At 69.6% G+C, this 21,235-nt stretch carries 18 protein-coding genes and 1 pseudogene; 11 read left to right on the forward strand and 8 right to left on the reverse strand.

The window, feature by feature from the left end; all coding sequences use genetic code 11:
* The first annotated feature begins 15 nt into the window (after nt 1-15).
* From ACFY0T_RS42295 to ACFY0T_RS42310, 4 genes are all read left to right on the forward strand, one after another.
* The gene (locus ACFY0T_RS42295) at nt 16-795 is read left to right on the forward strand and encodes an SDR family NAD(P)-dependent oxidoreductase (RefSeq protein ID WP_388883586.1); all 780 of its coding nucleotides are present in this window, start codon (nt 16-18) and stop codon (nt 793-795) included.
* Nucleotides 795-965: a hypothetical protein gene (locus tag ACFY0T_RS42300; RefSeq protein ID WP_369248323.1), complete on the forward strand. Its 171-nt coding sequence runs from the start codon at nt 795-797 to the stop codon at nt 963-965. The genes ACFY0T_RS42295 and ACFY0T_RS42300 overlap by 1 nt, the downstream gene beginning before the upstream one ends.
* 37 nt (nt 966-1,002) lie before the next feature.
* Nucleotides 1,003-1,818, forward strand: a complete 816-nt coding sequence (locus tag ACFY0T_RS42305; protein ID WP_388883588.1) for a tyrosine-protein phosphatase — start codon at nt 1,003-1,005, stop codon at nt 1,816-1,818.
* A gap of 132 nt (nt 1,819-1,950) precedes the next feature.
* On the forward strand, nt 1,951-2,826 hold the full coding sequence (locus ACFY0T_RS42310; protein ID WP_388883590.1) for an LAGLIDADG family homing endonuclease: 876 nt from the start codon (nt 1,951-1,953) through the stop codon (nt 2,824-2,826).
* A gap of 51 nt (nt 2,827-2,877) precedes the next feature.
* Here ACFY0T_RS42310 and ACFY0T_RS42315 read toward each other — a convergent pair whose 3' ends face one another.
* Nucleotides 2,878-4,071: an RtcB family protein gene (locus tag ACFY0T_RS42315; RefSeq protein WP_388883628.1), complete on the reverse strand. Its 1,194-nt coding sequence runs from the start codon at nt 4,069-4,071 to the stop codon at nt 2,878-2,880.
* 202 nt (nt 4,072-4,273) lie between these two features.
* On the opposite strand from ACFY0T_RS42315, the gene ACFY0T_RS42320 reads away from it, so the two are divergent.
* The 3 genes and pseudogenes from ACFY0T_RS42320 to ACFY0T_RS42330 all read left to right on the forward strand — a co-directional run bounded on the left by ACFY0T_RS42320 (nt 4,274) and on the right by ACFY0T_RS42330 (nt 7,609).
* Nucleotides 4,274-5,110, forward strand: coding sequence for a DUF3558 domain-containing protein (locus ACFY0T_RS42320; protein ID WP_388883592.1), 837 nt, complete (start codon nt 4,274-4,276; stop codon nt 5,108-5,110).
* A 225-nt stretch (nt 5,111-5,335) separates the two neighbouring features.
* A pseudogene (locus ACFY0T_RS42325) lies at nt 5,336-6,103 on the forward strand (DUF3558 family protein).
* A gap of 156 nt (nt 6,104-6,259) precedes the next feature.
* Nucleotides 6,260-7,609 carry a DUF2637 domain-containing protein gene (locus tag ACFY0T_RS42330; RefSeq protein ID WP_388883594.1) on the forward strand — a complete coding sequence of 450 codons (1,350 nt, stop codon included), beginning with the start codon at nt 6,260-6,262 and terminating at the stop codon, nt 7,607-7,609.
* Nucleotides 7,610-7,730: 121 nt separating this feature from the next.
* On the opposite strand, the gene lysS is transcribed toward ACFY0T_RS42330, so the two are convergent.
* On the reverse strand, nt 7,731-9,491 hold the full coding sequence (gene lysS / locus ACFY0T_RS42335) for a lysine--tRNA ligase (RefSeq protein WP_388883630.1): 1,761 nt from the start codon (nt 9,489-9,491) through the stop codon (nt 7,731-7,733).
* A 205-nt stretch (nt 9,492-9,696) separates the two neighbouring features.
* Between lysS and argS the strand changes: the two genes are divergently transcribed.
* Entirely contained in the window at nt 9,697-11,463 is a 1,767-nt protein-coding gene (gene argS / locus ACFY0T_RS42340) for an arginine--tRNA ligase (RefSeq protein ID WP_388883632.1), read from the forward strand.
* A 61-nt stretch (nt 11,464-11,524) separates the two neighbouring features.
* On the opposite strand, the gene ACFY0T_RS42345 is transcribed toward argS, so the two are convergent.
* Nucleotides 11,525-12,472, reverse strand: coding sequence for a hypothetical protein (locus tag ACFY0T_RS42345; RefSeq protein WP_388883596.1), 948 nt, complete (start codon nt 12,470-12,472; stop codon nt 11,525-11,527).
* Between the two features lie 187 nt (nt 12,473-12,659).
* Between ACFY0T_RS42345 and ACFY0T_RS42350 the strand changes: the two genes are divergently transcribed.
* Nucleotides 12,660-13,541: a DUF4253 domain-containing protein gene (locus ACFY0T_RS42350; protein WP_388883598.1), complete on the forward strand. Its 882-nt coding sequence runs from the start codon at nt 12,660-12,662 to the stop codon at nt 13,539-13,541.
* Between the two features lie 31 nt (nt 13,542-13,572).
* On the opposite strand, the gene ACFY0T_RS42355 is transcribed toward ACFY0T_RS42350, so the two are convergent.
* From ACFY0T_RS42355 to ACFY0T_RS42370, 4 genes are all read right to left on the reverse strand, one after another.
* The gene (locus tag ACFY0T_RS42355) at nt 13,573-14,790 is read right to left on the reverse strand and encodes a PLP-dependent aminotransferase family protein (protein WP_388883600.1); all 1,218 of its coding nucleotides are present in this window, start codon (nt 14,788-14,790) and stop codon (nt 13,573-13,575) included.
* A gap of 199 nt (nt 14,791-14,989) precedes the next feature.
* On the reverse strand, nt 14,990-15,895 hold the full coding sequence (locus ACFY0T_RS42360) for an SAM-dependent methyltransferase (protein WP_388883602.1): 906 nt from the start codon (nt 15,893-15,895) through the stop codon (nt 14,990-14,992).
* Between the two features lie 76 nt (nt 15,896-15,971).
* Nucleotides 15,972-16,667: a DUF4232 domain-containing protein gene (locus ACFY0T_RS42365; RefSeq protein ID WP_388883604.1), complete on the reverse strand. Its 696-nt coding sequence runs from the start codon at nt 16,665-16,667 to the stop codon at nt 15,972-15,974.
* Nucleotides 16,668-16,812: 145 nt separating this feature from the next.
* Nucleotides 16,813-18,120, reverse strand: coding sequence for a helix-turn-helix domain-containing protein (locus ACFY0T_RS42370; protein ID WP_388883606.1), 1,308 nt, complete (start codon nt 18,118-18,120; stop codon nt 16,813-16,815).
* Nucleotides 18,121-18,342: 222 nt separating this feature from the next.
* On the opposite strand from ACFY0T_RS42370, the gene ACFY0T_RS42375 reads away from it, so the two are divergent.
* The gene (locus ACFY0T_RS42375) at nt 18,343-19,053 is read left to right on the forward strand and encodes a DUF4232 domain-containing protein (protein ID WP_388883608.1); all 711 of its coding nucleotides are present in this window, start codon (nt 18,343-18,345) and stop codon (nt 19,051-19,053) included.
* Between the two features lie 88 nt (nt 19,054-19,141).
* Nucleotides 19,142-20,068 carry an NAD(P)-dependent oxidoreductase gene (locus tag ACFY0T_RS42380; RefSeq protein ID WP_388883610.1) on the forward strand — a complete coding sequence of 309 codons (927 nt, stop codon included), beginning with the start codon at nt 19,142-19,144 and terminating at the stop codon, nt 20,066-20,068.
* 11 nt (nt 20,069-20,079) lie between these two features.
* On the opposite strand, the gene hemB is transcribed toward ACFY0T_RS42380, so the two are convergent.
* Nucleotides 20,080-21,072 (reverse strand): porphobilinogen synthase, encoded by a 993-nt coding sequence (hemB, locus tag ACFY0T_RS42385; protein WP_388883612.1) that lies wholly within the window; start codon nt 21,070-21,072, stop codon nt 20,080-20,082.
* Nucleotides 21,073-21,235 lie beyond the last annotated feature (163 nt).

The raw sequence follows: 21,235 nt of genomic DNA on the forward strand, positions 1-21,235 counted from the left end.
CCCGAGGAGCCACACATGACCGCGCCCTCCGCGCCCTCCGCCCCCTCCCGCATCGCCGTCGTCACCGGCGCGAGCAGCGGCATCGGCGCGGCGACGGCCCGGCAACTCGCCGCGGCCGGCTACCGCGTCGTACTGACCGCCCGCCGCAAGGACCGCATCGAGGCGCTCGCGGAGGAGATCAACGCGGCGGGCCACCAGGCGACGGCGTACGCGCTGGACGTCACGGACCGCACGGCCGTCGACGAGTTCGCGACGGCCTTCAAGACGATCGGCGTCCTGGTCAACAACGCGGGCGGCGCACTCGGCGCCGACCCGGTCGCGACGGGCGACCCCGCCGACTGGCGCCAGATGTACGAGACGAACGTCATCGGCACCCTGAACATCACCCAGGCCCTCCTCCCCGCCCTCACCGCGAGCGGCGACGGAACGGTCGTCGTGCTGTCCTCCACCGCCGGCCACGGCACCTACGAGGGCGGTGGCGGCTACGTCGCCGCCAAGCACGCCGAGCACGTCCTCGCCGAGACCCTCCGCCTGGAGATCGTCGGCACGCCCGTCCGCGTCATCGAGGTCGCGCCCGGCATGGTCAAGACCGACGAGTTCGCGCTGACCCGCTTCGGCGGCGACACGGAGAAGGCGGCGAAGGTGTACGAGGGCGTGGCCGAACCCCTCACCGCCGACGACGTCGCCGACACCATCACCTGGGCGATCACCCGCCCCAGCCATGTCAACATCGACCTCCTCATCGTGCGCCCCCGCGCACAGGCGTCGAACACGAAGGTCCACCGGGAGCTGTGATGACAGAACAGCCGGAGACACCGCAGACGCCGGAGGACTCCCTCGAGAAGCGCCGCCTGGCCGAGGAGACGAGGAACGAACGCAAGGTCTGGTACTTCTTGGCCTACTTCCTCTTCGGCATCCACATCGTGGCGTTCGTCATGATCTACGCGGTGACGCACGCAAAGTGATCGCGGCGGGCGTACGGCGGACGTACGCTCCCGCGATGTGAATCGACACATACCCTTCGAGCGTCTGCACAACTTCCGCGACCTGGGCGGGTACAGGACCGAGGACGGCAGAGCCGTCCGCCCCGGCCGCCTCTTCCGCGCGGACTCGCTCGGCAAACTGGCCCCGGGAACGGCGGACTGGGACCACTTCCTGTCCCTGGGCATCCGCACGGTGATCGACCTCCGCTACCCCTGGGAGATCGAGGGGAAGGGCCGCGTCCCGGAGCACCCCACCCTCACGTACCACAACCAGAGCATCGAGCACCGCCCGTACGACCAGGCGGCGTTGGCACCGTCCGTGGCCCCCGGCCCATACCTCGCCGCCCGCTACATGGAGGTCGCGGAGGACGGCAAGAAGGAAATCCGCGAGACCCTCGAACTGATCGCGACAGCGGAGACCGGCCCGGTCGCCTTCCACTGCGCCTCGGGCAAGGACCGCACGGGCTTGGTGGCAGCCCTGGTCCTGTCCCTCCTCGGAGTCCCCGAGCAGACGATCACCGAGGACTTCACGCTCACGAACAGGGCAACGGCCGCCCTCCTGACGGACTGGCACGCGGCGAACCCGGACCGCACCCTGACCTGGCCGGCGTACGGCAGCGCCCCCGCCGAGATCATGACGACCTTCCTGTCGGCCCTGCAGTCCCGCTACGGCTCGATCCAGAACTACGTCACGGACGCCCTGGGCCTGGACACGACCTTCACGAAGAGACTCCAAGCAGCCCTCCTCGAAGCCGAACCCGAAGGCAGTCCGGCTGGGACGGCCCCTACACGGTCGCCCTCTTCGAAAAGCGACTCAACTAACCCACAAGGGTGAACCGGCTAGATCACCCATACGGCCCCAGAACTCCCGACCTAGGCTCGCACCACAACATCAAATACGACGGCCCTCGGTCGGGACGGCCATCCCGACCGAGGGCCTGACCACACAGGAAGGCCTAGCTTCCTCATGGCTGAACGCGAGCCTAACGCGCACCCATTCACGCTGGACGACGCCCTCGGCGTCGACACGACGGGGTTCATGGACCTCAAAGTCCCCGAGTACGCGTACATGTTCGGCTTCTTGCAGGCGGACGGACACCTCTCCCAGCGGTCAAGGCAACGAGGGCGACTTACCGTTGAAATCAGCGCGCGGGACATCGACCTCCTGCGCGCGTTCCAGAAACTGACGCCGTACAACAGCAGCATCACCGAGCGCACCCGGTCCACAAACTTTGCCGAGGTCGCCCACTCGGCGATCTGGAGCTTGCACTCTCTCGAAGCCAGGACCCTACTCAACGATCTCGGCCTGCCCTACGGTCGCAAGTCGAAGGAGATCTCCCCACCCCACGGCGAATTCTCACACCGCGACTATCTCCGAGGCGTCATCGACGCCGATGGCTCGGTGGGCTACACCGGCAAGGGCTTCCCGTTCATCTCCCTCACCACAGCCAGCACAGCCATCGGCACCTATCTGTGCCACTACGCAAAGAAGGTCACGAGCGCTGAGCGGATCATCAAACGCAACGCCCGCGACAGCATCTACAACGTCCTCTACACCATGGAGGTGGCCCAGAACCTGGCGGCCCACCTCTACTACCCCGGCTGCCTGTCCTTGGAGCGCAAGCGCACAGCCGCAGAGTCCCTCGCTCCCTGGAAGCGTCCCGCCACCATGAGGGCTGCTCATACGCAACGCCGCTGGAATGAGCGCGAGGACCGGCTTCTTCTGAAGCTCAACAGCCCGAAATTGGCCGCAGAAGTGCTCGGCAGGACCGCCCAGAGCTGCAACCTCCGCCTCTGGCGGCTACGCACTGGCCAAGTACCCATGCCCGCAACCGATGAGTAGCCATTGAGAAACGGGCCCCGAGCTGCAATAGCTGGGGGCCCGTTTGGCACATCAACCCTTCACGCAGACAACCTGCTTCAGCTTCGCCACGACCTCCACGAGGTCCCGCTGCTGGTCGATGACCTTCTCGATCGGCTTGTAGGCGCCCGGGATCTCGTCCACGACACCGGAGTCCTTGCGGCACTCGACGCCCTGCGTCTGCTCCTCCAGGTCCCGGGTCGAGAAGCGACGCTTCGCTGCGTTGCGGCTCATGCGCCGACCCGCGCCGTGCGACGCCGAGTTGAACGCCTTCTCGTTGCCGAGACCCTTCACGATGTACGAGCCTGTCCCCATCGAGCCCGGAATGATGCCGAATTCTCCGGCCCGGGCACTGATGGCCCCCTTGCGCGTGACGAGCAGGTCCATGCCGTCGTAGCGCTCGCGGCTGACGTAATTGTGATGGCAGCTGACCTCCGGCTCGAAGGTCACCCGGGCCTTCTTGAACTCCTTGCGGATCACGTCCTTCAGGAGCGCCATCATGATCGTTCGGTTGTGCTTCGCGTACTCCTGCGCCCAGTAGAGGTCGTTCTGGTAGGCCTCCATCTGCGGAGTGTCCGCCACGAAGACGGCGAGGTCGCGATCGACCAGCCCCTGGTTGTGCGGGAGCTTCTGAGCCACGCCGATGTGGAACTCGGCCAGTTCCTTGCCGATGTTGCGGGAGCCCGAATGGAGCATGAGCCAGACCTCACCGCTTTCACTTATGCAAACTTCTGCAAAGTGATTCCCGGATCCGAGCGTTCCCATCTGTTTCGTGGCACGTTCCTGACGGAATTTGACCGCTTCGGCCACCCCATCGAACCGCCCCCAAAACTCATCCCACCCCGCCGTAGCGAGCCCATGAAACCGCCCCGGCTCAACGGGCGACTCATGCATCCCCCGCCCCACCGGAATCGCCTCCTCGATCTTCGACCGAAGCCGCGACAGATCCCCCGGCAGGTCATTGGCCGTGAGCGAGGTCTTGACCGCAGACATCCCGCACCCGATGTCGACCCCCACCGCCGCAGGACACACCGCATCCCGCATCGCGATGACGGACCCGACCGTCGCACCCTTCCCGTAGTGGACGTCGGGCATGACGGCCAGCCCCTTGATCCACGGCAGGGTCGCCACGTTCTGGAGCTGGCGCAGGGCGACGTCCTCGACCGACGCCGGGTCGGTCCACATGCGGATGGGGACCTTCGCCCCCGGAACCTCTACGTACGACATTTCGTCCTCATTCCCCCGGAAAACAACAGAAGTCATTAATCGCAAAACCGGCGCCAAGGTCGACGTATGGGACAACGGACCGGCGTCCACGGCAGTGCGTGCGATACACATTGTCTCCAGGGGCCGCCCCCACGCGGCAACCGAATAACCACAGGACACCCCGGCCGCGGAGCCGTCGGGAACCGTCGAGAGGAGCCTGACCGTGCAGCGGAAGGCGTACGTACCCGGCATCGCCGTGCTCCTCGCGGCACTGCTGGCAGGCTGCACGGGCGGTTCGGACGGCGGTGGTTCGGCGGACGACTCGAAGGGGAGCAACTCCGGTACGACGGCACCGGCGGCCCAGCCGGGCAAGTACCGCACGCTCCCGGAGGCCTGCAGCGCGGCCGGTCACGACAGCCTCGACTCGCTGCTGCCCGGGATCAAGCAGATCGCCGACGAGGAGCAGCGCGAGAAGGCGTACGAGGGCGAGGCGACGCTCACGTACGACACGGACCGGCGCGACGGCTGCCGCTGGAAGGTGGAGTCGACGTCCGCCACCGATCATCTCCTCGTGGACTTCGAGCGCGTGGTGTCGTACGACAACGCGGTGAGCGACGCGACCAAGGCCGGGGAGGTCTTCGGGGGCAAGGAGACGGCGGCCGACCTCCCCGAGCCGGCCGACTCCAGCTCCAGCACCAGCTCCAGTCCCAGCTCCACTCCCAGTGCCGACACCGACACCGCCACCCCCTCCGCGTCGGCGTCCGCATCTGCCTCCGCCTCCGCCTCCGCGTCGGCGTCCGCGTCCGAAACCCCCGCCGATCTCCAGCCCCGTACGCTCGACGGTCTCGGCGACGAGGCGTTCCTCAACGACAGGCTGAGCCCGGCGTCCTCGGCGGCCCAGCAGCGCACGGTGACTGTGGTGTTCCGCACGTCGAATGTGATCGTGACGATCGAATACGCCGAGCAGCCGACCGCGTCCACCGACGCTCCGGACAGCAAGGAAATGCAGGACAGGGCGCGGAAACTGGCGCAGCAGCTCGCGGACAAGCTCAACGGGTAGGGGGCCCGCGGCGCCTCGCGGGCCCCTCGCTCAAACCCCTCGAACCGGAAACGCGCAGGCGCCTCACCGCGTACCGTGGCCCCTCGGACCCGACCGGTCGCACGTTCCATGTGCGGCCGCACCACGAGCGCCACGAGTGAAGGAACCATGCACCGACCAGTACAGCGAGTAGGCCGAGCACCGCGACTCACCCGCATCCTTGTCAGCGCAGCCGCCGTGCCGGTGATGCTCGTCGCCGCAGGCTGTTCCTCGGACTCCGGCTCCGATGACGGCGCGAAGAGTGCCGGTTCGAGCCCGGACGCGAAGGCGTCGGCGAGCGCCTCGGCCAGTGCCGTGAAGCCGGCCGCGTACGCGAAGCTGCCCGAGCCGTGTTCGGTGCTGTCGAAGAAGACGCTGGGCGAACTGGTCCCGAAGGGTGTCAAGTCCGGCAAGGAGGGCAAGTCGGACGATGTGTCGCAGCGCGGCAACTGCTACTGGAGCAGCCTCGACAACAACGGTGTGAAGGGCTCGCAGTTCCGCTGGCTGAACGTGGCTCTGCTGCGTTTCGATTCGGACTCGCGCGGCGAGGGCGACTAGCAGGCGCACACGTACTTCGAGAAGCAGGTCACGGGCGCTCAGGCGGTGACGGGCGCGAAGAACACGAAGTCGGAGCCGGTGTCCGGGACGGGCGACGAGGCGACGGCGGTGACGTACGACCTGAAGAAGAAGGAAGGCTCCTTCAAGCAGCAGACGATCGTGACCCGTGTCGAGAACGTCGTCGTCACGCTCGACTACAACGGCGCGGGCCTCGCGGGCGAGAAGACCCCGAACGCCGCCGATCTGCTGAAGGCGGCGCAGAAGGCCGCGAAGGAGGCGGTGGCCGCGGTGGTGTCGGCGAACGGCAAGGGCACGGCAAGCACCGCGCCGTCCGCGTCGCCGTCCAAGTCGGCGTCGAAGTCGGCGTCGGCGAAGCCCTCCGCCTCTCCGTCCAAGTCAGCGTCGAAGAAGAGCTGACTGTCACACCCGAGCCGCAATTCGCAGCTCAGCCAAGCTGTTTGTGGGAGTCCGGCCCCCTCAAGGGATCGGGCTCCTGCCCTACCGGCCGCCCGTCCCCCGCACGCATGTGCCACTCTGTTGCGCGCAACAACACGCAAGGGGAGGGGAGTACGGGTGGCCGCGCCCATTCAGCTCACACGTATGCACCGGGTGCTCATCGCCGTGGTCGTCGCCGGTGCGGTCGTCATCGCCGGTATTGGCTTCGCCGGTTCGTACGCCGCCGTCCGTGAGCTCGCCATCAAGAAGGGCTTCGGGAACTTCTCGTACGTCTTCCCGATCGGCATCGACGCGGGCATCTGCGTCCTGCTCTCCCTGGATCTGCTCCTGACCTGGATCAGGATCCCCTTCCCCCTCCTCCGCCAGACGGCGTGGCTGCTGACGGCGGCGACCATCGCCTTCAACGGGGCGGCGGCCTGGCCGGACCCGCTGGGCGTCGGCATGCACGCGGTGATCCCGGTCCTGTTCGTGGTCGCGGTCGAGGCCGCGCGTCACGCCATCGGCCGTATCGCCGACATCACGGCCGACAAGCACATGGAGGGCGTCCGCCTCACCCGCTGGCTGCTCTCCCCGCTCCCCACCTTCCTCCTCTGGCGCCGCATGAAGCTCTGGGAGCTGCGCTCCTACGAGCAGGTCATCAAGCTGGAGCAGGAACGTCTCGTCTACCAGGCCCGCCTCCGCTCCCGCTTCGGCCGAGCCTGGCGGAGGAAGGCCCCGGTGGAGAGCCTGATGCCGCTGCGCCTGGCAAGGTACGGCGTGCCCTTGGCGGAAACGGCCCCTTCGGGTCTCGCGGCGGCAGGGATCGAACCGGCACTGCTCCCCCCGGCGCCGCAGCAGCCGGAACTCGACATGGCTGCGGGCAGTCGTGCCGCTGGGGCGGCGCCCGTCCCCCAGAGAGCGGCACCTCACGGCGAGCAGCGCCAGCTCCCCGACGGCAACCAGCCCCCCGAGCAACTGGAATACGTACAGGAACAGCAGCCTCAGGAGCCGCAAGCGCAGGAACCGGACGAGAGCCCCTGGTTCGCCGCCCCGGCCCCCCAGGAGATCGTCTACGAGGGCGGCTACGACCCCGCGTACGTCCCCGAGGAGCAGTACCAGCAGTGGTACGAGGAGCAGCAGGCCCAGCAGTACGAGCCTGGCCCGGAGGAGACCGGCAGCTTCCCGATCCCGGCGGGCCCCGGCCGCACCCGCCAGCTGGGTGAGGGCGGCGCACCTGAACCCGAGCAGCTCCCCATCCCGGCCCCGCGCGACGAGCTGACGCTCCCGGACGACATGTCCCGTGAGGACGCGTACTACCAGGTGTTCCGACAGTCGATAAACGGCCAGGGCCTGCCTACGACCCGGGAGTTCGGCGCGAACATCGAGGCCGCGTACGGCGTCTCGCTCAGCGACCGCTCCCTCCAGCGCTACATGAGCCGCTTCCAGAACCGCCTGAACGCGGAGCTGGAGGAGGACCACATCGCGTAAGCGGTTCAGCCAAGCAATTCAGCTGAGCGATTCAGCCAAGGATTCAGCGCGTACTCGGCGCTTACGACGATGGGGGCGCCCGGTGATCACCGGGCGCCCCCATCGTCGTCAACCGAAAGCGCTACGCGCCCAGCAGCTTCCGCACCCGGTCCTGCCCCACGGCCAGCAGCAGCGTGGGCAGCCGCGGCCCCGTGTCCCGCCCGACGAGCAGGTGGTAGAGCAGCGCGAAGAACGTGCGCTGGGCCACCTTGATCTCCGGCGGCAGCTCCTTGGCGGTGGCGTCGGCGGGGAAGCCGGCCTGGACCTTGGGGACGCCGTAGACGAGGTGGGTGAGGCCGTCGAGGGACCAGTTCTCCTCCAGTCCCTCCAGCAGCAGCCGCAGCGATTCGCGGCCCTGGTCGTCGAGGGACGTGAGGAGCTCGACGTCGGGCTCGTCGCGGACGACGGTGCGCTCCTCGGCGGGGACCTGCGTGTTGATCCAGGTCTCGGCCTTGTCGAGCCGGGGCCGGACCTCGTCGAGCGAGGCGAGCGGGTTCTCGGGGTCGAGTTCGCTCAGGATGCGCAGGGCCTGGTCCTGGTGGCCGGCGGTGATGTCGGCGACGGAGGCGAGGGTGCGGTACGGCATCGGGCGGGGCGTCTTCGGCAGCTCGGCAGCCGCCGTACCCACCGCACGCGCGTACGCGGCGGCGTCCGCCGGGAGCACCGACCCGTCGGCGACCTTGCCCGCGAGCTTGTCCCACTCGTCGTAGAGCCGCTGGATCTCCTGGTCGAAGGCGATCTTGAACGACTGGTTGGGGCGACGGCGGGCGTACAGCCAGCGCAGCAGCTGCGGTTCCATGATCTGGAGCGCGTCGGCCGGGGTGGGGACCCCGCCCTTGCTGCTGGACATCTTGGCCATGCCGCTGATGCCGACGAACGCGTACATCGGGCCGATCGGCTGCTTGCCGCCGAAGATCCCGACGATCTGCCCGCCGACCTGGAAGCTGGACCCCGGGGACGAGTGGTCGACACCGCTCGGCTCGAAGATCACGCCTTCGTAGGCCCAGCGCATGGGCCAGTCGACCTTCCAGACGAGCTTGCCGCGGTTGAACTCGCTCAGCCGGACGGTCTCGGAGAAGCCGCAGGCGGAGCAGGTGTATGTCAGCTCGGTCGTGTCGTCGTCGTACGCCGTGACGGTGGTGAGGTCCTTCTCGCACTGTCCGCAGTAGGGCTTGTACGGGTAGTACCCGGCGGCGGAGCTGCCGTCGTCCTCGGCGGCGGCTCCGGACCCTTCGGCGGCCTCGATCTCGGCCTCGTCGAGCGGCTTCTGCTGCTTCTTGGCGGGAGCCTTCTTGGTCCGGTACTGGTCGAGGATCGCGTCGATGTCACCGCGGTGCTTCATCGCGAACAGGACCTGCTCGCGATAAGCGCCGGAGGTGTACTGCTCGGTCTGGCTGATCCCGTCGTACTCGACGCCGAGCTCGGCCAGCGACTTGATCATCGCGGCCTTGAAGTGCTCGGCCCAGTTCGGGTACGCGGAACCGGCGGGCGCGGGCACGGAGGTCAGCGGCTTGCCGATGTGCTCGGCCCAGGACTCGTCGATGCCGGGTACGCCGGCCGGGACCTTGCGGTAGCGGTCGTAGTCGTCCCAGGAGAGCAGGTGGCGCACGGTGTGTCCGCGGCGCCGGATCTCGTCGGCGACGAGGTGCGGGGTCATGACCTCGCGGAGGTTGCCGAGGTGGATGGGCCCGGAGGGCGAGAGCCCGGACGCGACCACGACCTCCGGAGCGGTAGCGCCTGATGTCACTGCGCCCGGGGCCCGACGCTCCGACTCGGCGATGACCTCATCCGCGTAACGGGAGACCCAGTCGGTGGTCTCGGTGCTCTGAGCCACGATCGGCACGTCCTTCTTTCTCATACGCCAGTACGGCTGACGCGACCATTCTCCCAGCTCGGGCGGGAACCGCGAAAACGGCTTTTCAGTGCGGGCGGAGACGGCGGCGGACACAGCTTGCGAGGGCCGCGTCGCCGCCGAAAAATCCGCTTGTTCCCCCATGGGATACTGGCGGGGTCTATCTGAATCCTTCGAGGAGAACGGCACCCACTCCATGGCCTCGGTCACGTCCCTCACCGCTTCCGTCCATCAGCGCCTCGCGGACGCCCTCTCGGCAGCCCTGCCGGAGACGGGTTCCGCGGACCCGCTGCTGCGACGAAGCGACCGGGCCGATTTCCAGGCCAACGGGATCCTGGCCCTCGCGAAGAAGGCGAAGGCGAACCCGCGGGACCTGGCCACGCAGGTCGTCGAGCGGATCACCACGGGCGACGTGATCAAGGACGTCGAGGTCTCCGGGCCCGGCTTCCTGAACATCACGATCACCGACCGGGCGATCACCGAGAACCTGGCGGCGCGGTACGAGGACGGCGAGCGCCTCGGCGTGCCGTTCGCGGAGCACCCGGGCACGACGGTGATCGACTACGCGCAGCCGAACGTGGCGAAGGAGATGCACGTAGGTCATCTGCGGTCCGCGGTGATCGGCGATGCCGTCGTCCAGATCCTGGAGTTCGTGGGCGAGTCGGTCGTCCGGCGGCACCACATCGGCGACTGGGGCACCCAGTTCGGCATGCTCATCCAGTACCTGATCGAGCACCCGCACGAGCTGGACCACAAGGGCGGCGACGTCTCCGGCGAGGAGGCCATGTCGAACCTGAACCGTCTGTACAAGGCGGCGCGGGCGGTCTTCGACTCCGACGAGGAGTTCAAGACGCGGGCGCGGCGCCGGGTGGTGGACCTCCAGGCGGGCGACCCCGAGACGCTCGCGCTCTGGCAGGTGTTCGTGGACGAGTCGAAGATCTACTTCTACTCGGTCTTCGACAAGCTGGACATGGAGATCCGCGACCCGGACGTGGTCGGCGAGTCCGGCTACAACGACATGCTGGACGAGACGTGCCGCCTCCTGGAGGAGTCGGGCGTGGCGGTCCGCTCCGACGGCGCGCTGTGCGTGTTCTTCGACGACGTGAAGGGCCCGGACGGCAACCCGGTCCCGCTGATCGTGAAGAAGTCGGACGGCGGCTACGGCTACGCGGCGACGGACCTCTCCGCGATCCGGGACCGTGTCTTCAACCTGAAGGCCTCGACGCTCTTGTACGTGGTGGACGCCCGCCAGTCCCTGCACTTCAAGATGGTCTTCGAGACCGCGCGCAGGGCGGGCTGGCTGAACGACGACGTGAAGGCGCACCAGCTGGCCTTCGGCACGGTCCTCGGCAAGGACGGCAAGCCGTTCAAGACGCGTGAGGGCGAGACGGTGAAGCTGGAGCACCTCCTCGACGAGGCGGTGGACCGTGCTACGGCGGTGGTCCGGGAGAAGGCCGAGAAGGTGGGCCTGAGCGAGCAGGAGATCGAGGAGAACGGCCGGTACGTGGGCATCGGCGCGGTGAAGTACGCCGACCTGTCGACGTCCGCCGTACGGGACTACAAGTTCGACCTGGACCAGATGGTCTCGCTGAACGGCGACACGTCCGTGTACCTCCAGTACGCGTACGCCCGTATCCAGTCGATCCTGCGCAAGGCGGGCGAGGCGCGCCCGGCCGCGCACCCCGAGCTGGAACTGCACTCGGCCGAGCGCGAGTTGGGCCTGCACCTGGACCGCTTCGCGGAGACGATCGCGGAGGTCGCCGACGAGTACGCCCCGCACAAGCTGGCGGCGTACCTGTACCAGTTGGCGTCGCACCTGACGACCTTCTACGACCAGTGCCCGGTCCTGAAGGCCGAGACGCCGGAGCAGGTGGAGAACCGTCTGTTCCTGGTGGACCTCACGGCCCGCACGCTCCACCAGGGCATGGCGCTGCTGGGCATCAGGACGCCCGAGCGCCTGTGACGCCGGTGCACGGCTGACGAGGGGCCCCGCCGGGAGGAATCCCGACGGGGCCTCCCGCCTGTCAGGCGTAGTAGTGGATCGTCCCGTGCAGGGCGGGCTCCCCGCCCTCGCAGTGCTGGACGAAGCGCGCCGCGAACGCCTTGATGGTGCCGTCGTCGCCGCGCGCCAGCTTGGTGACCGTGAGCTCTCCGGTGACCGTGTTGCATCCGCGTCCGTTGCCGAACACGTCGAGCCCGGCGACGCCCGTGCCGCTGCTGCGCTGGGCCTGGTAGGTGTGTCCGGTCTGGAACTGCTCTCCGGTGGGCGGCGTCAGCAGGGCCGTCCAGTACTCCCGCTTGCCGGAGACGCCGGACTGGACGCCGTCGCCGCGACCGCTGAGCGAGAAGGTGCTCGTGGACCCGGTGTGGGTCTTGGCGACACCCTGGCCTATGTAGTCGCCGGAGTCGCTGGTGTAGGCGTAGGACAGCGGGTAGGCGCGGTACTTGACGACGCCCTTGAGCGCGGGGGCCGTGGCGCTCTCGCAGTGCTGGGTGTAGGTGGCGTCCAGCACGGTGACCTTGCCGGAGGCGTCCGTCTCGATCTGGTTGACCGAGAACTGCCCATAGACCTCGTTGCACCCGCGTCCTTGGCCGTAGACGTCGAGGCCCGGGGAACGGCCGGTGCGGAAGGAGGCCCGCTCGGCGTCGCGGTAGACACCGGGATGGAGCTTCTCGCCGATGGGCGCGGCGAGTTGGACGTCCCACGAGGTGGTGCCGTTGGACACGCTCAGCCGCAGGTCCGACGCGTCGCCGCCGACGGTGATACTGGCTGTCGACGGCGTGTACGCGGCGCTGCCGCCCTGGCCGATGTAGTCACCGGCCGCGCTGGTGTAGCTGTATCTGGTCACGGCCACCGGGGTGCCGGTGGCGGCCGCGGCCGGCTCGGTCAGGGCCGCGGTGAGGCCGGTCAACGCGGCCAGACTCGCCAGCGCGCCGGTCAGAGCGCGCCGCCATCCTGTGCGTGTGCGCACGGACGCATCCCCCTCCATCGTGCTGAGCGCCCCCAGCGGGCACCCGCACCCCTGTTGTAACAACCGCCACTGACATCGGAGCCCACGCGGGGCGGTTCCCGGCCACGCCGCGAAGTCGACGACTCCCGGGGCGATTTCGGCTACGGCGGAGACGGCGCTGTCAGTGGCTGCCCCTACAGTCACCGACATGGCGACACTTCCGAACCCGCTGCCGAATCTGGCGGCCGACCCGAGCGGGCGCGCGCTCGGGCTTGAGCTCCCGCCCGGGAGACTGATCGACGCGACGGACGAGGGCCCGTGGCACGAGCCGCTGCTGTGGCACGCCGACGGGCCGGCGGAGCCCGGCGCCTGGGCGGCGCTGGATCCCGCCCGAAGGACATCGGGCTTGCTCCCCCTCCTCATAGACGTCGGCAGCGCCCAAGGCGGACTGGAGGAGTGGGAGTTGATGCCCGGCGAGGTGTCGTATCCCGGGGATCACGACGCCGAGGAGGTGCTCGCGGAGTACTGGGAGGAGTACGCGGACAACGCACCCGACCCGGACGAGGACTACCCCGGCAAGGAGAGGGTCGTCGAGCTCTTCGGCGAGCCCAACACGTACGAGGAGACGGCCGCGCCGTACGGTCCCGCCTGGCCGGGCCTCGCGCCCGCCACCGAGCGGGCCGCCGACCCGGACGTCCGCGCCGCCGAGATCGCCGACTCCCTGGCGGACAGCGGCTCCTGGCTGAAGGAGCCGCGCCTCGCGCTGGTCCCGGCGCGCCGCAGCGCGGACATCCCGGCGGCGATCGGCTGGTCGGGCCACATGAACTACGAGGGTGACGTGGCGCGCCTGTGCGCCGTCCTGCGCTCCTGGGAGGACCGCTTCGGCATACGCGTGATCGCCCTCACCTTCGATCAGCTCGTGCTGTCCGTGGCCGCCCCGCCCACCACGATGAGCGAGGCCGAGGCCGTCGCCGCCGAGCACTTCGCCTTCTGCCCGGACAACATCACCCAGGGCGACCACGAGACGCTGCGGGCGTACGCCGCACACGCACTGCTCGGCAAGCAGGTGTGGTCCTTCTGGTGGGACTGAGGCCGCTCGCCGGTGGGACCGAGGCCGCTCCTCAGCCCTGCAGCCCCTTCGCCAGCCGCCGCAGCCCCTCCGCGATCTCGTCCGGGGTCTGTGTGACGAAGCAGAGCCGCAGGGTCGCGGGGTCGGGCGTGCCCGCGTAGAAGGGCGCCCCGGGCACGTACGCCACTTCCTGCTCCACCACACGCGGGAGCAGGGCCGTGGTGTCGTACGACTCGGGCAGCCGCGCCCAGAGGAACATGCCACCCTCGGGCCGCGTCCAGGTGGATCCGGCCGGCAGGGCCTCGGCGATTCCGGCGAGCATGGCGTCGCGCCGCTCGCGGTACACGCCCGCCACCCGGGCGACGTGCGCGTCCAGGTCGCGGTCGGCCAAGTACCGTGCGGCGGCGAGCTGGTTGACGGTCGGGGTGTGCAGGTCGGCGGCCTGCTTGGCGACGGCGCAGGCCCGGCGCAGGGCGGCCGGCGCGCGCAGCCAGCCCAGGCGCATCCCGGGCGCCATCACCTTCGAGAAGGACCCGAGCAGCACGGTCCGGTCCCCGGCTCCGTCGTAGGAGGCGATCCACGGCACGCGCGCGCCCTCGAAGCGCAGCTCGCCGTACGGGTCGTCCTCGACGATCCACAGCCCGCGGCGGGCGGCGACGGAGGCGACGGCGGCCCGCCGCTCGGCCGGCATGGTGCGGCCCGTCGGGTTCTGGAAGGTCGGCACGGTGTAGAGCAGTTTGGGCCGCTCCCGTATCACCAGCTCTTCCAGTGCCGCCGGATCGATGCCGTCCGCGTCGCCCGGCACGGCGATCACCCGGGCTCCCGCGAGCCCGAACGCCTGAAGTGCCGCCAGATAGCAGGGGTCTTCGACGAGCACGGCATCCCCGGGCTCCAGCAGCGCGGTGGCGAGCAGGGACAACGCCTGCTGCGACCCGGTGGTCACGAGTATCTCGTCGGCAGCGGTGGCAAGTCCCCGCAGGCCGGTGCGCTCGGCCAGCGCGGCCCGCAGCCCAGGCTCTCCCTCGGTCGTCGCGTACTGCAACGCCCGCTCGGGCACCTCCGCCAGTACATCCCGGTACGCGGCGGCGATGCCCGCCACGTCGAACAGCTCCGGCGCGGGCAGCCCACCCGCGAAGTTGATCACCTCTGGCCGCGCGGTGACCGCGAGAATGTCCCGTACCGGCGACCCACCGATCGCGGTGGCCCGCGCGGCGAGCGGGGGCACGGGCGAACTACCGGTCACGGCAAGGACATTCTCGGCGACGTTCACGACGCGGCTCCTTCTCTACGGCCTCTGTTTCGGCTCCTGCGACAGCACTCGCAAGAGCTCCTGCTGCGGCTCCCTCGTGCGGGCAGCCTAGGAGGAAAGCTGCCCCCTACACCGATCAATTCCGCGATACGGACGCGCGGCGCGGCATGGTCTGCGACGTGCTTCGGCACGGTGGCTCGACGTGCTTCGGCACGGTGGCTCAGGGCTTGACGGCCGTGGCGGCGTACACGTTGATGTCCGCGTCCGTGACGTCGTTGATGTCGCGGTAGCGGACCTTCTCGATGTCGTCGAGGGTGGCGAGGTGGGCGGGGTCGGCCGGCTTGGGAGCGGGCGCGGCGCCGTCGGGGCGCCAGTGGTGGGCGGGGACGACGCCCGGGTCGTCCAACTCCAGGCCGCTGTCGGTGAAGAAGCGCTCGATCTCCGCCTTGGAGCGGAGGACGAAGGTGAAGCCGCGTTCGGTGTACGTGCGCTGGACCGCGCGGATGTTCTCGGGGTTGAGGTCCTCGGTGAGGTGGCTGAGGACGAGCCGGCTGCCGGACGGCACCGCGTCCACGAGCGTACGCACGATCGGATACGCCTCGGCGTCCTCGACGAAGTGCAGGACCGCCACGAGCACGAGGCCGACCGGCTGGTCGAAGTCGAGTGTCCTGGCGGCCTGTTCGAGGATGTGCAGGGGCCGCGTCAGGTCCCCGTCGATGTAGTCCGTCCAGCCCTCGGGTCCACTGGTGAGCAACTCGAGGGCGTGCGCGAGTACGACGGGGTCGTTGTCGACGTACACCACACGCGACTCGGGGACGGTCCGCCGGGCGATCTGGTGGACGTTCTGCGCTGTCGGCAGCCCGGTGCCGATGTCCAGGAACTGACGGATCCCCGACTCCCGGGCCAGCGTGGTCACGGCCCGTCGCAGGAAGTCACGGTTGTGCTGGACGTCGAGGTAGCCGCGCGGGTTGACGGCGAGCGCCGCGGCGGCCGCGTCCCGGTCGACCGGGTAGTTGTCCTTGCCTCCGAGGAAGACGTCGTAGACGCGCGCCGGGTGCGCCTTGGTGATGTCGATCCTCGTTCTCAGTACGGCGGCATCCTGGTCCAAAGCATCACCCGGCGTCATGCCTCTCCCTGGGGAGTCGCGTTATGGAAGGGCCAACAACCTATCTCCTGAAGGGACTTGATCGTGCCGAGAAATGTCAGGAGGGCTTCGTCGCGGAGACGGCGGTGACGGTCACCTTGTCGTCGCACTCGGCCAGGACACCGTCGTCGAGGGCGACTTGGTGCGCTCCGGCGGCCGGAAGGCCCACCACCAGCGTCGGATAGGTGACGGGCGTGGAGCCGGACTCGCAGTAGCCGTCGGCCTCACCCTGGACCTGCACGAACGTCAGCTTCGTCCACGCCTTTCCGCCCGGTGCGACCACGACCCTGGACGCGGAGCCCTCCTGGGTCACCGTGAGCGGATGGTTCTTCTCCGGGGAACCGTTGCCCGCCCCCGCCACGGTCGGATGGCCCTGGACGGCGCACGCCTTGCCGGACACGTTGGTGAACTCGACGATCGCCGCCCCGGTCCCGGTGCCTTCCGGCCGGACGTCGGCCTGGTACATGGTCGCCTCGAGGGCCGTGTCGGCACACGCCTTCGCCGTGGGGGTCGACGTCGCGGACGCCGAGCCCTGGCCCGCGGGAGAGGCACTCCCCGCCCCTGAAGGTCGCGAGGTGGCGGAGGACGTCGGGGCGCCGGACGACGATGCGGCCGGCTTGGCCGGCACGCCCGACGGCGAATCGGCCGCGCCCGCCCCGTTCCCGCCCGGCTGACACGCGGTCATGAGAAGGGTGGCCGCCGAAGCGGTCGCCATGGCCAGAGCGGCTCTGCGGATACCCGTCCCGTACTGCATGAAGTCCCCCGAAGTAGAAGTAGATGTTCCGGTGCCGGTCTTTCCCGACACTCGTCGCTTCAGAGAGCATTGCCGACTTCCGGGGTTCACCTGCTGGGCGGTCTGTGACACGACGGTGACAGGGCACCTGTCCCACCCGGTCGGCCTAGCCGGTGGGAGCCGTCTCCCACTCGCTCCCGCCCAGCGGATAGTCGTACGCCGGCCGCCCCGCGCTGCCACTGGTGCGGAACACCTTCCCCCCGTCGTCGAGCCGCACCATCCCGTGCCGGGTCCCGCTCGACCACTCCAGCTCCAGATACCAGCTGACGTCGTGCGCCCGCGCGTGCGCCGTCACATAGAAGACCTCGGGGTCGGACTCGCTCACCTTGTACGGGAAGTCCCGCTGCCCGTCCTTCGGGGTGACGTCCGGCCGCCCGGCGTCGAGGTCCACGTCGAAGGACTTCGTCGACACATTGCCGCCGCAGCCCACGCCCATCGCGTAGTCGTTCCAGGCGAGCGGCGCGCCCTTCCCCACCACACGCACGTGCAGCGCCTCCAGGACGACGGTCTCCTTCCCCGTGCCCTGCACGGTCAGCGCGAGCATCTGGTCCTCGCCCGCGACCGCGCCGAGCGCACGGACCCAGCCGCGCGCGTCCTGCTCACTCGGCGGCGGAGGCACCTGCGCGGGCTTCCGGTCCACCAAGTAGTGCTGGCTGCACGGACCTTCGAACTTGTACGGGTTGGTGGCGACGACCGGAGCGGTGCCGACGGCGCCACCGGTGCCGGAGTCCCGCGTGGCGCTCGCGCCACCTCCCGGGGAGGCGGACACCCTCGGGCTCCCGGAGCGCGAGACGGACACCGAGGGTGACACGGAGGGCTTGGCGTCGGGCGCCCCGGCGGTGCCATCGGGCATGCCCTCGACGGACGCCGCGGCAGCCCCCGCCGCCGCCCTCCTGTCCTGCCCGCCACCACCCTCACCCGGTACCAGGTTCACGACGAGCGCGGCGGACACGGCAGCGGCGGCCACGGCGGCACCGGCGAGGGCGACGGAACGCCGCCGACGACTCCGACCGCGTACGACTTCCGGCTCCACCTCCGGTACGGCATCGGGCTCGCCCGCAGCCGGAGCCTCTGCGGCCGGGGTGTCCACAGCCGCGATCTCGGCGACTGGAGTCTCCGCGGCCCGGGTCTGCGGATCCAGAGCATCCGAACCCGAAGCCTCCACCCCCTTCCGCCCCCGCAGCGCATCCGCCCGCACCCACCTCCGATGAAGCTCCACCAGCTCCTCCGGAGTCGCCCTGCACAGCCGGGCGAGCCGCTCCACGGGTGCGTAATCCGTCGGTACGGCATCCCCGTTGACGTACCGGTGAAGCGTCGACGTACTCATGTGCAGCCGCTTGCCGAGTACCCCGTAACTGAGTCCGGACCGCTCCTTCAGCTCCCGCAGCAGCTCCGCGAACTCGTCCCCCGACACCGTTCCTCCATCCCCCGCGTCCCGGGCCGCGTTCCAGGGGGGCGACATTCCCCCAGGTCAGACCCTGTGTGACCGTTCCGGCGTCCCGAATACCCCGGCAACTGTGGCGGCCGGGACGGATCACCGCACAAGCTGTGGTCATCCAAGCACGCCGCTCCTCTCGACCGGTCGAGCGGCCGCCGCAACCAATCACACCGCACACACCACACAGGGGGATCACCCATGTCCGCACGCACCGCCCGCACTCGCCTCCTCGCCGCCACGACGGTCGCGCTCGCCGCGCTCGCCCTCTCGGCGTGCGACAACGGCAAGGGCGTACGGGACGAGGGCCCGTCCTCCGCGTCCAAGCCCTCCACGCAGCCGAGCGGTTCGGCGCCCGCCGCAGGCTCCACGGCGAAGCCGGCCGGGGACACCGGCAGCACGACGGGAGGCGGCACGGGCGGCTCCACGGCCAAGAACTCCGGAGGCACAACAACCGGATCCACGGCCGGCTCCACGGGAAACTCGAACGGCGGCGGCACCACCCGCAACACCCCCTGCAACGGCAGCAACACCAAGACCACCGCCACCGAAGTCACCCGCCCCCTCAACCACCTCCTCCTCACCGTCACCAACACCGGCTCGAAGAACTGCGACCTCACCGGCTACCCCATCGCCCGCTTCGGCGAGGCCCAGGCGGTTCCTCCCGTCGCCGAGGAGACCCACCCCCAGGCGGTCGTCACGCTCGCTCCCGGCGAGTCCGGCTACGCGGGCGTCCTGCTGTCCGCCGGGGACGGCAGCGGCGGGAACGGCTACACGGCCAAGACCCTCACCGTCGCCTTCGACAAGGGCACCGGCGCGCAGCCGGCGCTCCCGGCGAAGGGTGTGTACGTCGACGACAAGCTCACGGTGACGTACTGGCAGCAGAGCCTGGACGACGCACTGACCTACTGAGCCCGCGGGGCTCACTTACCAAAGGGTGAGCAGCTGACCAATTAGTGGGTACTTGTGGCGAGTTGGGGGCCCGACCAGCATGGTCGCCATGACACCTGAGGACCATGCGAAGCCCGTCACGAACCCCGTAGCCACCCCCGTCACCACCCCTCTCTCCGCGCCCGTCTCCGTCCTCGGCCTGGGACTCATGGGCACAGCCCTGGCCGCCGCGTTCCTGAAGGCGGGCCACCCCACGACGGTCTGGAACCGCACCCCGTCCAAAACGGGCCCCCTCACCGCCCAGGGCGCCACCCCGGCCGGCACCCCCGCCGAGGCCATCACGGCCGGCCCCCTCACCGTCGTCTGCCTCACGACGTACGACGACGTGAGCGAGCTCCTCCGCCCGCACACCACCGCCCTCACGGGCCGCACCCTGGTGAACGTCACCAACGGAACGCCCGTCCAGGCAAGGAAGTTGGCGTCCTGGGCGGAGGAGCACGGCATCGCGTACGTGGACGGCGGCATCATGGCCGTACCGCAGATGATCGCCACCCCGGCTGCGTACGTCCTCTACAGCGGCGACGAGCAGGCGTACGCGACGCACCGCGCCGCCCTCGCCGCGCTGGGCGGCACCCGCTGGACGGGCACGGATCCGGGCCTGGCGCCGCTGTACGACCTGTCCCTGCTCACGGGCATGTACGGAATGATCGCGGGCGTGACCCAGGCGTACGCCCTGATCCGCTCGGAGGGGATCGCCGCCCGGGAGTTCGCCCCGCTGCTCTCCGACTGGCTGACCGCGATGACGAGCAGCCTGGTCCCGGGCACGGCGGAGGCGGTGGACACCGCCCGCCACCTCACCGACGTCTCCAGCCTCGCCGTGAACCAGGCGGCGTTCCCTGGCCTCCTGCACACCTTCGCCGACCAGGGCGTGCGCACCGAACTCTTCGAGCCGATGCGCACGTTGCTGGACCGCGCGATCGCCGAGGGCCACGCGGCCGACGGCCTCTCGCGCCTGGTGGAACTGCTGAAGGCCTAGGCCCTGTCGGCCTAGCGCAGCTGTCGCGCCACCTCGGTGGCCCAGTAGGTGAGGATGTTCTGGGCACCGGCCCGCTTGATGCCGGACAGGGCCTCCAGGATCGCCTTGTCCCGGTCGATCCAGCCCTTCTCCGCGGCCGCCTCGATCATCGAGTACTCACCGGAGATCTGGTACGCGGCGACGGGCACGTCGACCGAGTCGGCGACACGCGCGAGGACGTCCAGGTACGGTCCGGCCGGCTTGACCATCACCATGTCGGCCCCCTCTTCGAGGTCGAGGGCCAACTCACGCATCGACTCCCGCACGTTGGCGGGGTCCTGCTGATAGGTCTTCCGGTCGCCCTGCAGCGAGGAGGCGACGGCCTCCCGGAAGGGGCCGTAGAAGGCGGAGGAGTACTTGACGGTGTAGGCGAGGATGGCGACGTCCTCGCGCCCGATCTGGTCGAGGGCGTCGCGGACGACGCCGATCTGCCCGTCCATCATTCCGCTGGGCCCGACGACGTGCGCTCCGGCGTCGGCCTGGACCTGGGCCATCTCGGCGTACCGCTCCAGGGTCGCGTCATTGTCGACGCGCCCCTGCTCGTCCAGCACACCGCAGTGCCCGTGATCCGTCGTCTCGTCGAGACACAGATCGGACATCACGAGCAGTTCGTCGCCGACCTCGGCGCGTACGTCGCGGATCGCGACCTGCAGAATCCCGTCCGGGTCGGTCCCCGGCGTTCCGACGGCGTCCTTCTTCGAGTCCTCCGGCACGCCGAACAGCATGATCCCGGAGACCCCGGCCTCCAGCGCCTCCACGGCCGCCTTCTTCAGGCTGTCCCGGGTGTGCTGCACGACGCCGGGCATCGCCGCGATCGGCACCGGCTCGCTCACGCCCTCCCGTACGAACGCCGGGAGGATGAAGTCGGCGGGGTGCAGGCGGGTCTCGGCGACCATGCGCCGCATGGCGGGCGAGGTACGCAGCCGCCGCGGCCGCGTACCGGGGAAGGATCCGTACTTCGTCATGGCCTCTACGCTACGCCCGCCGCACGGACACCCATGCCGACGTGCTGTCGGCGGACAAGCGGTTTTCGCCCCCTCCGCCCCTACCCGTCCCGTACCTGGGGGCTCCGCCCCCAGACCCCCTAAAAGACTGCGCAGTTCCCCGCGCCCCTTCAGGGGCGCGGGG

This window comes from Streptomyces sp. NPDC001530 (assembly GCF_042894545.1).
Classification (GTDB): Bacteria; Actinomycetota; Actinomycetes; order Streptomycetales; family Streptomycetaceae; genus Streptomyces.